This is a genomic window from Lapillicoccus sp. (genome assembly GCF_039935575.1).
Lineage (GTDB): Bacteria > Actinomycetota > Actinomycetes > Actinomycetales > Dermatophilaceae > Lapillicoccus.
The window spans coordinates 1-15,374 of the sequence record NZ_JBDTKA010000023.1 but is presented as its reverse complement, the minus strand read 5'-3'; the positions used below and the strand labels follow the sequence as shown (position 1 = coordinate 15,374).

Genomic DNA, 15,374 nt, shown 5'->3' with positions numbered 1-15,374 from the left:
TCTGCAACGAGCGAGCCCGCGGAGGACCTCCCCGAACCACTCCCGCCGACCGGACTCAGATGTTCCCCAGTCCTGCGGCCGAGACGACGACCAAACTCGCAGACATCCGAGTTCGGTCGGGCGTCAGGCCGAACGACGGCGCCCCGCGCGCGCCCTCAGGTAGTCGGCCACGACGTACTCCCCCAGCTGGCCCAGCTCCGGAGTGAACACCCGGCCACCATTGCGTCGGGCAACCGAGTCGACGAACCGGGCGAGTCCTGGGTCGTCGCCCAGCAGGAAGAAGTTCAGCGGGACGCCGTAGCGCGTCATCGTGTCGATCTCTCCGACCGTGGCGCGCAGGGTGGCCTGGGTGGTCGGCCACTGGAACGTCGGAGAGCCGTCCTCCTGAAGATGCGCTGTCGGTTCGCCGTCGGTGACGACGAGAACCACCGGCTCAGCCTCGGGATGGCGGCGCAGGTGTCGGCCGGCGAGCAGGAGGGCGTGGTGCAGGTTGGTCCCCTGGATCCACTGGGGCTCGACCTCGGCCAGCTGCATCGCCGTCAACGGCCTTGCGACACGGTCGAACCCGATGATCTGCAGCGCGTCCTGGCGGAACCGGCTCGAGATGAGGTGGGACAGCGCGAGGGCCGTCTGCTTCATCGGCCCCCAACGTTCCTCCTGGATCATCGAGAACGACAGATCGACGAGCAGCGCGACTGCGGCGCCGGTCCGGCGGGTGGTCTCGGCCACCGCGAAGTCCTCGACCTCGAGGCGCAGCCGGGCACCAGGCATACGCGAGCTGCCTTGGTATGCGTCGCGCAGCACCGCGTTCTGCACGGTCTTCACGGCGTCGAGGGGCCGCTCGTCGCCGAACTCCCACGGCAGGAAGGCGCCGGTACGCTCGTCCGCCCCCCCGGAGCGCGGGTCCTGGTGGCTACCGGTGCGGTCGGCGTCGAGACGCTGGAAGATCCGCCTCAGGGCGGTCTCCCCGAGGCGCCGTAACGCCTTGGGGGTCAACGTGATCCCGTCGGCGCCGGACTGAATGTAGCCCTGCCGCTCCAGCTCCGCCTGCAGGTCGCGCAGAGCCTGGAGGTCGCGGACGGAGGCCGAGGGGAGCTGCCGTTCGAGCGCCTCGATGTCGACGTCGTCGAGCCCGGACCCCGGATCACTCTGGGACAGCTGGTTTTCCAGCGCTTCGAGGTCGGCCAGGTCCGAGACGGCACCCACAGCGTCTCCGAGTCCCAACGACTCCCGGCCGTCGATGCCCGCCCCGGGCTGGCGTCCGAACATCCCAGGACGCAGCGATCGCAGGTTGTCTCCGAGCTGCGTCATCTCCATCTCGAGACCCATGTCCTGCATCGCCTGCTGCATCAGGCCAGCGAGCTCCTCCCGTTGCTCACGTGACAGCGAACGCATCATCCGGTCCGCGGCCGCCTGACGTCGCGCCAGGGAGTCGATCAGCTCGTCGACGTTGGAGGGCTGGTCGGGGAAGAAGTCGCCGTGCTTGTCCATGAACTCGGCGAAGTCATTGGTGGTGTCCTCGCCGCGGGCATGCCTGCCCAGCAACGTGTTCAGATCCGCCATCATCTCCCGGACCGCCTGCAGGGCCGCCGGGTCCTGGCCGCTGAGAGCCTGCTTCATCCCGGCGAACTGGGCGTCGAGAACCTCCTTGCGCAGCATGTCCAGCACGTTCTGCCAGTGCTGCTGGCCCTCTGCGCTGGCCCACCGGTAGTCCGACAGCTCGCGTACGGCGCCGGCGGTGTCCTCGGGCAGAGCGTCCAGGGCCATTTCCGCGAGCCGCGCCTCGTCACCGTCGCGTCCCGCGAGGAACTCCCGTTCGGCAGCCAGGCCACGGTCGAGCTCCTCGCGGACCTGATCGAGCATCCCGCCGAGGTTTCCGCGCCGTTGGACCTCGCGCTTGCGCCGCGCGATCTCACGGCGCAGCTCGTCGAGACCTGCCCGGTCCCCGAGGCCGCGCCGCATCAGCCGGTCGATGGCGTCCCGCAGGTTGGATCCCTCCATCACGTCACGGCCGATCTCGTCGACGGCCGCTCGGACGTCGAACGGCGGCGCCAGCGGGTCGGCCCCGCCGTCCCACGACCCGTAGCGGTACCTCCCCGCGCGGTGCTTCCCGCTCGACCCGCCCGAACCTGCCATCTCAGCTCCCGTAGATCGTCGTGCCGTCGGACTCGACCTTGGACAGCCGACGCGTCAGGTGCAGACCCTCGAGCACGAACTCGACGGCTGCCGCGACCTGACCAGCTGACACGGAGTCCTCACCGACACCCAGTCGGTCCAGGATCTGGGCGAGTCCCGGCGTGGCGCCGATCTGTCCGAGGACGGTGGACGCGGGCACCAGGTCGCCTGTCTCCACCGTCGAACCGTCCTCGAAGTGCGCCGTGAAACCGGTGAGGTCGGCGCCGGCGACCCGTTCGCGGAACGTCGCGGCCGTGGCCAGCCGCAGCAGGTGACCGACGACCTCGAGCTCGCGGCCCTCCTCGCCCATCTCGAACTCGACCTTGCCACGCAGCGTCGGCAGCACGTCGGCGAGGTCGCCGATCCGCGCGACTGCGTCGTCCTCGCCGGTGAGGGCGGAGCGGCGCAGCGCCGACGCCGCGGACGCCTCTGCCGCCGCGATGGCGAACCGCGCCGAGACACCGGAGCGCTGGTCCACGGCGGACGAGGTCCGCAGCTCCATCACGAGCCGTGCGATGACCTCGAGCAGATGAGACGGCAGCTCGGCGACCAGCTCCGCCTCCTGGCTGATCAGGGCGACCTCCTCGTCGACGTCGTCGAGGTAGTGCGTGCGCACCTCCGCGCCGAACCGATCCTTGAGTGGCGTGATGATCCGGCCGCGGTTGGTGTAGTCCTCCGGGTTGGCGGACGCGACGACCAAGACGTCGAGGGGCAGCCGCACGGCATACCCGCGGACCTGGATGTCGCGCTCCTCCAGCACGTTGAACAGGGACACCTGGATGCGCTCGGCGAGGTCGGGCAGCTCGTTGAGGGCGAAGATCCCGCGGTGGGCTCGCGGGAGCAGGCCGTAGTGGATCGTCTCGGGATCCCCGAGCGTGCGCCCCTCCGCGACCTTGGTCGGGTCGACGTCGCCGACGAGGTCACCGACGCTGGTGTCGGGCGTGGCCAGCTTCTCGGTGTAGCGGTCGTCGCGATGCCGCCATTCGATCGGGACGTCGTCGCCGTCGGTGGCCACCAGTCTCAGGCAGCGCTGGCAGATCGGGGCGAGCGGCTCGTCATGGATCTCGCAGCCAGCGATGAACGGGGACCACTCGTCGAGCAGGCCTGCGACAGTGCGCATCAGGCGGGTCTTCCCCTGCCCGCGCTCGCCCAGCAGCACGAAGTCGTGCCCGGCGAGCAGGGCGCGCTGGACGTCGGGCAGCACGGTGTCCTCGAACCCCACCATGCCGGGGAAGGGGTTGTCGCCGGACCGCAAGGCGGCGACGAGGTTGGCGCGGATCTCGGCCTTGACGGTACGCGGCTCGTGACCTGCGGAGCGCAGCTGCCCGATGGTGGCGGGCTCGGGGTGTGTGGTGATGTGGCTCACTTCATGACGATACGTCCGGTCCGCGCACGGCGGAACACGGCCTGTCCGTCAGGTCGACGGGTGCGTGTCGAGGTAGTCGAGCTGAGCGCGAACGCTCAGCTCGGCTGCCCGCCACACCTCCCGGGGCACATCGGCATAGACCAGCTCGACGACCGCCCTCGGATCCGTCGCCCCCGAAGCCACGGCGAGGCGTACCTGCTCCAACCGCTCCGCCCGGTGCTCGATGTAATGCGTGACCACGCCTGCCGCATCGCGAAGGTCGGGACCGTGGCCAGGCAGGATGCGCGCGACCTCTCCCGACGCGGTGAGTCGCTCGATCCGCTCCAACGACGCGAGGTATGCCTCGAGCTCGCCGTCTGGCCAGGCCACCACCGTGGTGCCTCGGCCCAGGACCGTGTCGCCGGTCAGCAGTGCGCTCTCCGCGGGCAGCAGGAAGGACAGCGAGTCCGCCGTGTGGCCGGGCGTCGTGACGACGGTGAGGTCGAGCGCGCCGACCGTCAGGGTCTCGCCGTCCCCGAGGTCGTCGTGACCGGCTCCCAACGCCCGAACCGGCGCCGCCGTCATCGCGCCGAAGTGCTCAGCCGCCTCGGCGTGGTCGGCGTGATGGTGGGTCAGCAGGGTGAGCGCGACCCTGGCGCCCTTGGACTCGACGAGGCGCAGTACCGCTTCGAGGTGCGCGAGGTCGAGCGGACCCGGGTCGACGACAACCGCCTCGGACGAGCCAGGCTCGAGCAGGACCCAGGTGTTGGTGCCGTCCAGGGTCATCGGACCGGGGTTGGGGGCCAGGACGCAGGTCACCCGCTCAGTCACCTGACCCGAGGCCCAGGGAACGCTGTCAGTCACGGAGTCGACGCTATCCCTGCGGTCGTGACGCACGAGTTCTACGACTCGACGCAAGTGGAAGGAACGGGGCGACCTCCGGGTCACGGAAGGTCGGCACGGATGACGACGATCCCGTCGACCTCGACCAGGCGCGGCTCGATGGGCGCGGCCGGCCGCGACTCGGCCACGAACGTCTCGGCCGAGTCCGCCGCCCCCACGGCCTCGACGGACACGATCGTCGGCGGCAGCAGCAACGCTTCACCGGATGCGTATGCCTCGAGCAGCTCGCTGGGCACGGTCCAGTCCGCGACGTCGGCCTCGGTCGTGTCGTCGTCCGGGATCTGACCGTCGGGCAGCAGTGCGGCGAAGAACCAGGTGTCGTAGCGGCGGGACTCGAACGGGGGTGTCACCCAACGCCCCCGCACCGACAGCAGGTCCGAGCGCAGCACCAGCCCGCGTCGCACCAGAAGCTCGCTGAACGACTGCTCGTGGGCGAGCAGGGCCGCCCGCTCCCGGTCCCACTCGGGGTCACGCAGGTCGGCCACGAACGTCGTGGCGCTCGGCCCGGCCAGGAGCACACCGCACTCCTCGAAGACCTCGCGCACGGCGGCGCAGACCAGCGAGCGGGCCAGTCCTTCGTCGCAGCCGAGCCGATCGGCCCACTCGGTCGGCGACGGCCCGGCCCAGGGCAGATCGCGCTCGTCGTCGCGTGGGTCGATCCCGCCGCCCGGGAAGACCCACATTCTCGGTGCGAACACCATCGTGGCCACCCGGCGCAGCATGAACACCTCGACGCCGCTCGCCCCGTCGCGCACCAGCATCACGGTCGCGGCGTACCTCGGCAGGGCCGGCGTCTCCCGACGCCCGGCGAGCCACCCGGTTGCCCGCTCACCGAGCGTGCCGATCGCGAAGTCGCGCTCGCTCACGATGCGTACTCGATGCTATTCGGCTGTCAGTCGGTTGTCAGTCGGCTGTCAGTCGGCGACAGCGACGACGATCTCCACCTCGACGGGGGCGTCGAGCGGGAGCGCCACCACGCCGACGGCAGAGCGAGCGTGGACTCCCTTGTCCCCGAACGCTTTTCCGAGCAGGTTGCTTGCGCCGTTGATCACGCCCGGCTGCCCGGTGAAGGACGGGTCGGACGCGACGAAACCGACGACCTTGACAACGCGGGTGACCTTGTCGAGGTCCCCGATCAGCGCCTTGACGGCGGCGATCGCATTGAGGGCGCATACCTGGGCCATCTGCGTGGCGTCCGCCGCCGGGACCAGCCCGTGGCCGTCACCCACCTTGCCGGTCGCGGCCATCGCGCCCGAGAACATCGGCAGCTGCCCGGAGGTGAACACGAGGTTGCCCTCACGAACGGCCGGAATGTAGGTCGCAACGGGCGGCACGACGTCGGGCACGCTCAGGCCGAGCTCGGCGAGCCGGTCCTCGACCGCGGACATCAGGCCTTCTCCCGCTTGAAGTAGGCGACGAGCCCGTTCCCCTCGGGGCCGGGGACAACCTGGACGAGCTCCCACCCGTCTTCGCCCCAGTTGTCGAGGATCTGTTTCGTCGCATGGATCATCAGCGGCACGGTCGCGTACTCCCACTTCGTCATGAGCCGAACCCTAGTGTGGCCAGAACGTCTCGTATGCCGGTCTCAGGAGGTGCTGTCGATGTCGCGGACCGAACGGGCCATCTGCTCGATCGGCTGCATCGTCGCAATGCTGTTGCTCTGGTGGAGTTTCAGGGTCCAGCCCGAGTGGGCGCTCTGGGTGCGCATCGCGGCGGTCCTGCTCGTTCCGGGGGTGTTCTTCGGCGTGATCTGCGCACAGCTCATCCGCGCGGTGGCCCGCGAGGAGGCCGGCCTCACGAAGGAACAGATCCGTGAGCATCGCCGGGCTGCCCGCGATGCCGCCCAGCACGACGTGTTTCCCCTTCTGAGCCGCCCCGACCTGTACTTCCGCCCACTCAAGCAGCTTTGGGAGCTGAAGAAGCACACCGACAAACCCAAGCCCGACCCGAAGCGCGACCCGAACATCTAGGTGGCGACCATGGACACGCCCGCGCCCCACCGCACGACGGCATACGGGTCCGACCCGGCCCAGGTCTACGACGTCCGCGAGCCCACCGCGCCCTCCACGCAGACGAGCGTCGTCGTCGTCCATGGCGGCTTCTGGCGCGCAAAATGGGACCGCGACCACGCGGCGCCGCAGGCTCAGGCGTTCGCCGGCCTGGGGCACCACGTCGCGGTGGTCGAGTACCGCAGAACCGGTATGCCGGGCGGCGGCTGGCCGGGGACGTTCCGTGACGTGATGGTCGCCGTAGCGGCGGTGCGGGCCGACCCGAGCTTCCCGGCCCGCACAGTCCTGGTCGGCCACTCGGCCGGCGGACACCTCGTCGCGCTGGTGGCCGCCCAGCCGGAGGCCCTGGGCCTGGCCGGCGTCGTCGCGCTCGCGGGGTGCACCGACCTGGCGCTGACACGGGAGCGAGACCTCGGCAGCGGCGCTGCCCTGGCGTTCATGGGCACCCAGGATTCCGGTGCGTGGTTCGAGGCCGACCCGGCTCGGCACTCACCGGCCGTCCCCGTGGTCCTCATGCACGGCGACGAGGACGACACGGTGCCGATCGAGGTGTCAGAGAGCTACGTCGCCGCGACCAGGGCGTCGGCCGGGCCGCACGCCCAGGTGGAGCTGCGACGCATACCGGGTGCTGGGCACTTCGACGTGATCAAGCCCGGCACCCCGGCGTTCGCTCAGGTCGTCGCCGCCATCGGCGCGCTGAGCACCGGCTGACGGCGGCAGAGGTGGCTTCGGTGAGCTGACCCCGTGGACAACCCAGCATTCAAACGGGAGTTGGTCGTGATCTGACGCCACAAAGGGGGCGGATCGCGACCATCTCACGTCCGACGGATTCCCGTAGAGGTCAGCCGACCGACGAGGTCGACCGGGTGCGCATCATCGCGTCCACCTCGCCGGTTAGGGTCAAGCAATGACCGGCACTGCGTCTCCCGAGTCGGTGCGGCTGCACATCGTGACCGGCAAGGGGGGCACCGGAAAGACGACGGTCGCTGCGTCCCTCGCCCTGGCGCTGGCCTCGGGTGGGCGCAAGGTGCTGTTGGCCGAGGTCGAGGGGCGCCAGGGCATCAGCCAGACCTTCGAGGTCCCCCCACTGGCGACCGAGGAGGTCAAGATCGCCGGCGCGCCGGGCGGTGGTGAGGTGTTCGGTCTGTCGGTCGACGCCAAGGCGGCGTTCGTGGAGTACCTCCAGCTGTTCTACAAGCTGGGCCGCGCGGGTGGGTTGCTGGAGCGGTTCGGAGCGACGGACTTCGCGACGACCATTGCGCCCGGCGTCCGCGACGTGCTCCTCATCGGCCGCATCTACGAGGCGAACCGGCGCCGCGCCTCCGGAGGTCACGGCCGGCACGACGGCAGCCCCGCCTACGACGCCATCGTCCTCGACGCGCCGCCGACGGGCCGGGTCGTGCGCTTCCTCTCGGTCAACCACGAGGTGGCCGGCCTGGCCAAGGTCGGACCGATCCGCTCGCAGGCCGACTCCATCACCGAGATGCTCACCTCGCCGGGCTCCGTCGTCCACGTCGTCACCTTGCTGGAGGAAATGCCGGTGCAGGAGAGCGTCGACGCCATCACAGACCTGCGCGCGGTCGGCCTCAACATCGGATCGATCGTCGTCAACCAGGTCCGCGAGCCCGAGCTGCCGCCCCGGCAGCTCGCGGCGGCCTCCCGGAGCCGGATCGACCACGAGGCCGTACGCGTCGGGCTCGCGGCCGCGGGACTCAAGGCGAGCGATGCGGTGGTCGAGGGGCTCGTTGCCCAGGCACGCGACCACGCCCTGCGGGTGGCACAGGAGACGGAGCAGCGCTCGGTCCTGGACGCGCTCGACCTCCCCATCCGCACCCTGCCCGCGACGAGCGACGGGGTCGAGGTCGGGACGATCCGCTGGTTCGCGGACCTGCTCACCGACGAGGGGATGGTGCCGTGAGCGCCACCGGCTCCGGCACCGCCGCGGGCAGCAAGGCGAGAGCCCGTACGCCACGGCTCGAGGTCGACGCGCTGCTCGCCGACCGGGACCTGGACATCGTTGTCTGCTGCGGTGCCGGTGGCGTGGGCAAGACGACCACCGCGGCGGCCCTCGCGCTACGGGCGGCCGAACACGGCCGCCACGTCGTCGTCCTCACCATCGACCCGGCGCGTCGGCTGGCGCAGTCGATGGGGCTCACCGAGCTCGACAACACCCCACGCCCGGTCGACGGGATCGACACGTCGGGCGGGGGGTCGCTCGACGCGATGATGCTCGACATGAAGCGCACCTTCGACGAGGTCGTCGTCGCGCACTCGACTCCGGAGACGGCGGACCAGATCCTGGCAAACCCCTTCTACCAAGCCGTGTCCAGCTCGTTCGCGGGGACGCAGGAGTACATGGCGATGGAGAAGCTGGGGCAGCTGCACCAGCAGAAGGCCGCCGACGGCACCCCTCGGTGGGACCTCATCGTCGTCGACACCCCGCCGTCGCGCTCGGCCCTGGACTTCCTCGACGCACCCAAACGCCTCGGGTCGTTCCTCGACGGACGGTTCATCCGGCTGCTCACCGCCCCCGTCAAGGTGGGCGGCAAGGCATACCTGAAGTTCTTCAGCGCCGGCGTCGGCCTGATGTCGGCCACCTTGTCGAAGGTGCTCGGCGGCGACATGCTCCGCGACGTCCAGACCTTCGTGGCGGCGCTCGAGACGATGTTCGGTGGGTTCCGCGAGCGCGCCGACGTCACGTATGCCCTGCTCGGGCAGCGCTCGACGTCGTTCCTCGTCGTCGCGGCGCCCGAGCGGGACGCCCTGCGCGAGGCGTCGTTCTTCGTCGACCGGCTCGAGGCTGACCAGATGCCGCTGGCCGGGCTGGTGCTCAACCGCGTGCAGCAGGTGCAGGCTCCCGGGATCAGCGCATCACGCGCCCGGGCCGCGGCCGAGGAGCGCGCCGAGGCCGGCGACGCCTTGACCTCAGGGCTGCTCTCCCTGCACGCCGACTTGGCCAGTCTCGCCGAACGGCAACGTGGCCTGGCCCGCCGGTTCAGCGTGGGACACCCGTCCACCCCCGTAGGTGAGGTGCCCGCGCTCGCCGAGGACGTGCACGACGTCGACGGCCTGCGAGCCGTCGGTTCAGCCCTGGCGGGTTAGACCCCAGGTCTGACGGGTCGAGTCAGGAGACCTGGTCGAGGCGCGCGGTGTTGAACAGGTTCCACCACGACGGGACGTTGGGGTGGCGGCGCAGCATGGCGCGACGCTCCCGCTCGGTCATGCCGCCCCAGACGCCGAACTCGGTGCGGTTGTCGAGCGCGTCGGCGAGGCACTCGGCCACGACCGGGCACTTGGCGCAGACCATCTTGGCGACCTGCTGAGCGGCTCCGCGGACGAACAAGGCGTCCGGGTCGGCCTGCACGCAGCTGCCGCGGCCTGCCCAGTCGGTGCGCAGGCGCCCCGTGGCCTCGCCCTCGCTGGTCCCGCTGGTGGTCCCGCTGGTGGTGTTGCTGGCGATGTTCTCGCGGCGCGCGTTGATCCGCTCGATGGTGATGGTCACGTACGTGTTCCTGTCCCCTGGTGCCCCCATGTCCCCTGTCGAGGACGATGCTTCGGGCGCTGCCGCCCCCTGCGTTTCCGCAACGGCAGCTGCCCTGTGAGAAAGGTACGGAGAAGACCTTGCGTCCGACCATCGTCCGTACGGGTGATTTGTCGGTTACGCACGGACTAGTCCGTAGGATCTCGGTTCGGTCACGGCAGCCGTCCGGCATGTTCCGCCGGACGGGCCACCAGGGTCTTCACGGCACGGTCACAAGGGCGTCTCAGGTACTCGACGGTGCGCGGTCAGCGCCGCTGTCTCGGTTAGCCTTGACCCCATGAAGGCCGGCCGCACGACGGATATCGCCCGAATCATCCCGCTGTTGGGCGCGTTTGTCGGTGCCGCCGTCGTCCTGGGCGTCCTCGGAGCCGGCCTGGTCATGCCCACCGTGGGCACGATCGGCGCGGTGACCAGGACCGGCGTGGACATGTTCGACGCCCTGCCCAGTGAGTTCACCGCCGCCACCTTGTCGCAGCAGTCCACGATCCTGGACTCCAAGGGCGGCGTCATCGCCCGGCCCTACGACGAGAACCGCATCATCGTGCCGCTGGCCTCGGTCGCCCCGATCATGCAGAAGGCCCAGGTCGCCATCGAGGACGACCGGTTCTACGAGCACGGCGGCGTCGACGTCCGCGGTCTGGTGCGAGCCGTCGTCTCCAACGCGTCCAACGAGACGGTCCAGGGTGGTTCTACCCTGACGCAGCAGTACGTCAAGCTGATGCTGCAGGAGTCCGCGATCCAGGCGGGTGACTCCGAGGCGGCCCAGGCCGCCGTCGCCCGCAGCGGTCTTGCCGGGGTCACCCGCAAGCTGCAGGAGCTGAAGTACTCGATCCAGCTCGAGAAGGTCAAGAGCAAGGACCAGATCCTCGAGAGCTACTTCAACATCGTCTACTACGGCGACCAGGCATACGGGGTCGAGGCGGCCGCCCGGCACTACTTCAACAAGTCTGCCAAGGACCTGACGCTCCCCGAGGCCGCGCTGATCGCCGGGCTGGCGCAGAGCCCTGGGACGACCGACCCGGTGCACAACCCCGAACGCGCCGGCGCCCGGCGTGACGTGGTGCTCGACCGGATGCACGAGCTCGGACTGGTCACCACCAAGGAGTGGACCGACGCCAAGGCGGTCAAGCTCGCGGACATGCTGCACGTCACCCAGGCGGCCAGCGCCTGCCAGGCGGCCGGCGACAACGCGTACTTCTGCGACTACGTCATCAAGTGGCTCGAGCTCGACCCGTCCCTCGACCAGGCCCTCGGCAAGACACTGCAGGAGCGCAAGGACAAGATCTTCGGCGGTGGGCTGACCATCCAGACCACCCTGGACCCGGCCATCAGCCAGTCCGCCAAGGCCGAGATAGTCAAACGGGTCCCGGAAAGCAACCAGTATGCGATCGGATCCGCGGCGGTCACCCTCGACCCGAACACCGGGGCGGTCAAGGGCATGGCGCAGAACTCCGAATACGTGACCGGTAAGGGGGCGGACTTCAGTCACACCCAGGTCAACTGGGCGACTGACACCCAGTACGGCGGCTCCGGCGGGTTCGGGTTCGGGTCCACCGAGAAGGCGTTCGCCCTGGTCACCGCGCTCGAGCGCGGCTATCCGATCAACACCACCGTGGACGCCAAGGCGGCCGGTCCCAACCTGCAGGCGACCTATACCCACGCCGACTTCAACGACGCGTGCGGTGTTCCCGCAGGCGCTCCCCCGTGGAAGGTCAAGAACGACGAGACCGTCGCCGCCGGTCCGATGACGCTGACCCAGGCCACGTCCCGGTCGATCAACACCGCCTTCGTCGCACTCGTCTCCAAGCTCGGGGCCTGCAGCGTACGGGACACCGAAACACGGATGGGCCTGCACCGGGCCAACGGGCAGCCCATCGAGCCCTTCCCAGCGGCGATCACCCTCGGTGCCCAGGAGGTCTCGCCCATGACGGTCGCGAGCGCCTATGGCTCGCTCGCCAACTCCGGTGTGCACTGCACGCCGACGCCGATCCAGCAGATCACCGGACCGGACGGCAAGGAGCTGCCGATCGTCAAGCCGGGAACGTCCAACTGCGCGTCAGTCGTCCGCCCGGAAGTCGCGGATGGCGTCGCCCAGATCATGTCCAGCGTTCTTACGACTGGCGGAACCGCGTCGGCCAGCAGGCTCGACGGCAACCGTCCGGCCGCCGGCAAGACCGGAACGACCGATGGCAACAAGCAGACCTGGTTCGTCGGATACACCCCGCAGCTCACGACCGCGGTGTGGGTCGGCCAACCGCTCGGCAACAAGCTGGTCCTGGACAACATCAGACTCGCCGGGACCACGTACGGCACCGTCTTCGGCGCCAGCATCGCCGCCCCCACGTGGCAGGCGATCATGAACTCGGCCCTGAAGGGGCAGCCCAACGAGCCCTTCCCGACGCCCACTGGCACGATCGTCAACGGTGACAGCGTCTCGGTCAGCGGTGTTTCGGGGATGACGATCGCCAATGCGACGGCCCAGCTCCAGTCTCAGGGTTTCACGGTGACGGTGGGCCGCAGGGTCAACTCGAACTACCCCGTCGGCACCGTCGCCTACACGTCGGCCACCGGCGGCCAGGCGAACCGAGGTGGTGCCGTCGTGCTCTACATCTCCGTCGGCCCCGCTCCCAAGCCCAAGCCCGCACCCGTCCAACCCGCCCAGCCACAACCGCCTGCGGCGCCGGCCCCACCACCACCCCCGGCACCGCCGGCCCCCCCGGCACCGCCGGCCCCCCCGGCACCGGCGCCTACCCCGTGAGGCCACCGTTCACGCTCTGATGTGAAGGATCCGTCCCCGCGGAGGGGGGCGGATTCTTCACTCAGTGCTGGCGAGCGCCTTGCGCACCTCGGCCGCCACCCGGCCACCATCGGCACGCCCGGCCACGAGTGGCTGGACTGCCTTCATCACCTGGCCCAGCTGCGGCATACCGGTAGCTCCGGTGTCTCTGGTGTCAGCGACCGCTCGGGCGACCAGCGCCGCGAGCTCGTCGTCACCGAGCTGGGCCGGCAGGTATGCCTCGACGACCGCGAGCTCGGCGTCCTCCTTCGCGGCCAGCTCTGGTCGACCCGCCCCGGTGTAGGCCGTCGACGCCTCTCGGCGCTTCTTGCCCTCCTTGGCCAGCACCTTGACAACCTCGTCGTCGGACAGCTGGCGCGCCTGAGTGCCCGACACCTCCTCGTTCGTGACCGAGGTCAGCACCATGCGCAGCGTCGCCGCGCGCACGGTGTCGCGACTACGGATCGCCTCCGTGAGATCGGTCCGCAAGGTCTCTTTGAGGGTGGAGCTCATGAGGCCAAGTCTCGCAGGTCGGCGCAACCACAAATGCGCGAAGCCAGCGTTCACCCAGCTCGGGTGGCTTCTCAGCGCGTCCTCACGGCCCCGGCGCGCGTGAAAGAATTACTGCGTGCATCCCCTCCTGCGCGCGACCGCGGCTGTCTCGGCGGCGGGGGCACTGGGTCTCGGGTACGCGTCTCTGGTGGAGCGAAACGCATACGTGCTCAGGCGTTTTCGCGTTCCGGTCCTTCCGCCGGGCCATCGCCCCATCACGGTCGTGCACCTCAGCGACCTGCACCTGATGCCCGACCAACGACGCAAGGTGGCCTGGGTGCGGTCGCTCGCCGACCTGCAGCCCGACCTCGTCGTCAACACCGGCGACAACATCTCGCACCCCAGCTCTGTCGCCGTGGCGCTCGAGGCGTTCGATGCCTTCGCGGGTATCCCTGGTGTGTTCGTGCTCGGTTCCAACGACTACTTCGCCCCGAAGCCCAAGAACCCCCTGCTCTACCTCACGCCGCAGTTCGCCCGCGGCACCGGTACGAGTCGGCGCCTGCCCACCAAGGACCTCGTCGCGGGCCTGCTCGACCTCGGCTGGACCGACCTGACGAACTCCCGGACGGTCCTCGACGTGGCCGGCTCTCCCCTGGAGCTCATCGGTGTCGACGACCCCCATCTCGGCTACGACCGCTACGAGCTCGTCGAGGGCCCGGCGGACCCCCGGGCCGTGCTAACGGTCGGCGTGACGCACGCGCCCTACCAGCACGTCCTCGATGCCATGGCGCGCGACCGGGCGCGCCTCCTCATCGCCGGCCACACGCACGGCGGTCAGCTGTGCGTGCCGTTCGTCGGGGCGCTCGTCACCAACTGCGACCTGGACACCGGCCGTGCCAAGGGGCTGTCCCGGTGGTGGCCGGGCGCGGGACGAAGTGTCGGTATGCCGCCGCCGGACGACGCGGCCTACCTCGAGGTGTCGGCCGGCCTGGGGACCTCGCCGTATGCGCCGGTGCGGTTCGCGTGCCGGCCCGAAGCCACTCTGCTGACCCTTGTCGCCGCCGACGCCTGAGCGCCGCGACCGGCCCGGTTTGGCTCCAGGACGGCGGCCGATTGGGGTTAGCGGTGCCGCCTCGGCTATCCTCACTTCTCGCTGCCCCTCGCCGGTTCTCGAGCCGGTTGTCGAGGCGGCAAGCACCATCGAGAAGCACGCAGGTCTGCCACGGGGTGTGGCGCAGCTTGGTAGCGCGCGTCGTTCGGGACGACGAGGCCGCAGGTTCAAATCCTGTCACCCCGACTTTCGTCAGGTGCGCGCACCGCGCACCAACTCCGCGCAGTTTGTGGAGCCGCGAACACCGAGCGCACGTCGGCTCGATCAGATCGTCGAGATGGGTTCAGATCGCTCGGAAATCCGATTATCGTCACCCACCTGGGTCCGCTTCATCGGCTCGGTCCCTGGTCAGCCGTTAGGTGAGCTCGCCCGTCGGCTCACAGCCGCCTGGAGGATCACGACCACCAGCAGGAACGCCCCCGAAACCACCTGCTGCACGTAGGAGTTGAGGTTGGCCCCCTGCACGATGAGGTTCTGGATCACGAACAGCAGGGTGACCCCGGCCAGGGTGCCGACCATCGAACCGACGCCACCGGCCAACAGTGTGCCTCCGATGACGACTGCCGCGATGGCGGACAGCTCGTAGGAGTCGCCGATCCGGGCCTCCTGCCCACCCCCAGACAGCGCCGTCGTGAGGATGCCTGCCAGGCCGGCGCAGGCGCCACTGATGACGTAGACGAGCGTGGTCGACCGGCGTACCGGCAGGCCCATCAGCTCGGCCGCCGGGGTGTTGCCGCCGATGGCCTGGGTCCCCTGTCCGAACGCCGTCCGGTTGAGCAGCCACCAGCCGGCGGCGAACACCACGAGGGCAATCCATACCGGATTACCGACCCCGAGTAGTGATCCCGTGCCGAGCGTCTCGAACACCTTGAAGCCGGGGACCTTGGGGACCTCGTTGCCTTCGTTGGTGATGAGGAACACCAGCCCGCGGATGCCGGTCAGTCCGGCGAGGGTGACGATGAACGCGGGCAGCTTGAGCCAGGCGACAATCAAGCCCTGGAGCAGCCCGACCGCCGACGCCG

The 15,374-nt window shown here is 69.7% G+C and carries 15 protein-coding genes and 1 tRNA gene; 7 read left to right on the top strand and 9 right to left on the bottom strand.

Annotated features, from left to right (window positions below):
- Positions 1-123 precede the first annotated feature (123 nt).
- From ABI385_RS03295 to ABI385_RS03270, 6 genes are all read right to left on the bottom strand, one after another.
- Positions 124-2,136, bottom strand: a complete 2,013-nt coding sequence (locus tag ABI385_RS03295; RefSeq protein WP_348102307.1) for a hypothetical protein — start codon at positions 2,134-2,136, stop codon at positions 124-126.
- Position 2,137: 1 nt separating this feature from the next.
- Positions 2,138-3,532 (bottom strand): sigma 54-interacting transcriptional regulator, encoded by a 1,395-nt coding sequence (locus tag ABI385_RS03290; RefSeq protein WP_348102320.1) that lies wholly within the window; start codon positions 3,530-3,532, stop codon positions 2,138-2,140.
- A gap of 57 nt (positions 3,533-3,589) precedes the next feature.
- Entirely contained in the window at positions 3,590-4,384 is a 795-nt protein-coding gene (locus ABI385_RS03285) for an MBL fold metallo-hydrolase (protein ID WP_348102306.1), read from the bottom strand.
- Positions 4,385-4,464: 80 nt separating this feature from the next.
- Positions 4,465-5,289, bottom strand: coding sequence for an NUDIX hydrolase (locus tag ABI385_RS03280; RefSeq protein WP_348102305.1), 825 nt, complete (start codon positions 5,287-5,289; stop codon positions 4,465-4,467).
- Between the two features lie 48 nt (positions 5,290-5,337).
- Entirely contained in the window at positions 5,338-5,811 is a 474-nt protein-coding gene (locus tag ABI385_RS03275) for a RidA family protein (protein WP_348102304.1), read from the bottom strand.
- Positions 5,811-5,966, bottom strand: a complete 156-nt coding sequence (locus ABI385_RS03270) for a DUF4177 domain-containing protein (protein ID WP_348102303.1) — start codon at positions 5,964-5,966, stop codon at positions 5,811-5,813. Before ABI385_RS03270 ends, ABI385_RS03275 begins: the two co-directional genes overlap by 1 nt.
- Before the next feature lie 58 nt (positions 5,967-6,024).
- On the opposite strand from ABI385_RS03270, the gene ABI385_RS03265 reads away from it, so the two are divergent.
- From ABI385_RS03265 to ABI385_RS03250, 4 genes are all read left to right on the top strand, one after another.
- Positions 6,025-6,393 carry a hypothetical protein gene (locus ABI385_RS03265; RefSeq protein ID WP_348102302.1) on the top strand — a complete coding sequence of 123 codons (369 nt, stop codon included), beginning with the start codon at positions 6,025-6,027 and terminating at the stop codon, positions 6,391-6,393.
- 9 nt (positions 6,394-6,402) lie between these two features.
- Positions 6,403-7,143: an alpha/beta hydrolase gene (locus ABI385_RS03260; RefSeq protein WP_348102301.1), complete on the top strand. Its 741-nt coding sequence runs from the start codon at positions 6,403-6,405 to the stop codon at positions 7,141-7,143.
- Positions 7,144-7,339: 196 nt separating this feature from the next.
- The gene (locus ABI385_RS03255; protein ID WP_348102300.1) at positions 7,340-8,350 is read left to right on the top strand and encodes an ArsA-related P-loop ATPase; all 1,011 of its coding nucleotides are present in this window, start codon (positions 7,340-7,342) and stop codon (positions 8,348-8,350) included.
- Positions 8,347-9,534, top strand: a complete 1,188-nt coding sequence (locus tag ABI385_RS03250; RefSeq protein ID WP_348102299.1) for an ArsA-related P-loop ATPase — start codon at positions 8,347-8,349, stop codon at positions 9,532-9,534. The genes ABI385_RS03255 and ABI385_RS03250 overlap by 4 nt, the downstream gene beginning before the upstream one ends.
- 22 nt (positions 9,535-9,556) lie before the next feature.
- Here ABI385_RS03250 and ABI385_RS03245 read toward each other — a convergent pair whose 3' ends face one another.
- A complete protein-coding gene (locus ABI385_RS03245; protein WP_348102319.1) occupies positions 9,557-9,829 on the bottom strand; it encodes a WhiB family transcriptional regulator in 273 nt (90 codons plus the stop codon).
- A gap of 421 nt (positions 9,830-10,250) precedes the next feature.
- Here ABI385_RS03245 and ABI385_RS03240 point away from each other — a divergent pair, with 421 nt between their 5' ends.
- Positions 10,251-12,731: a transglycosylase domain-containing protein gene (locus ABI385_RS03240; RefSeq protein ID WP_348102298.1), complete on the top strand. Its 2,481-nt coding sequence runs from the start codon at positions 10,251-10,253 to the stop codon at positions 12,729-12,731.
- A 57-nt stretch (positions 12,732-12,788) separates the two neighbouring features.
- Here ABI385_RS03240 and ABI385_RS03235 read toward each other — a convergent pair whose 3' ends face one another.
- A complete protein-coding gene (locus tag ABI385_RS03235) occupies positions 12,789-13,262 on the bottom strand; it encodes a GatB/YqeY domain-containing protein (RefSeq protein WP_348102297.1) in 474 nt (157 codons plus the stop codon).
- A 115-nt stretch (positions 13,263-13,377) separates the two neighbouring features.
- Here ABI385_RS03235 and ABI385_RS03230 point away from each other — a divergent pair, with 115 nt between their 5' ends.
- Together ABI385_RS03230 and ABI385_RS03225 are read left to right on the top strand one after the other, a co-directional pair.
- On the top strand, positions 13,378-14,313 hold the full coding sequence (locus ABI385_RS03230; protein WP_348102296.1) for a metallophosphoesterase: 936 nt from the start codon (positions 13,378-13,380) through the stop codon (positions 14,311-14,313).
- Between the two features lie 151 nt (positions 14,314-14,464).
- Positions 14,465-14,538 (top strand) — tRNA-Pro (locus ABI385_RS03225).
- Between the two features lie 162 nt (positions 14,539-14,700).
- Here ABI385_RS03225 and ABI385_RS03220 read toward each other — a convergent pair.
- A partial coding sequence (locus ABI385_RS03220; RefSeq protein WP_348102295.1) for an ABC transporter permease occupies positions 14,701-15,374 on the bottom strand: 674 nt, incomplete at its 5' end.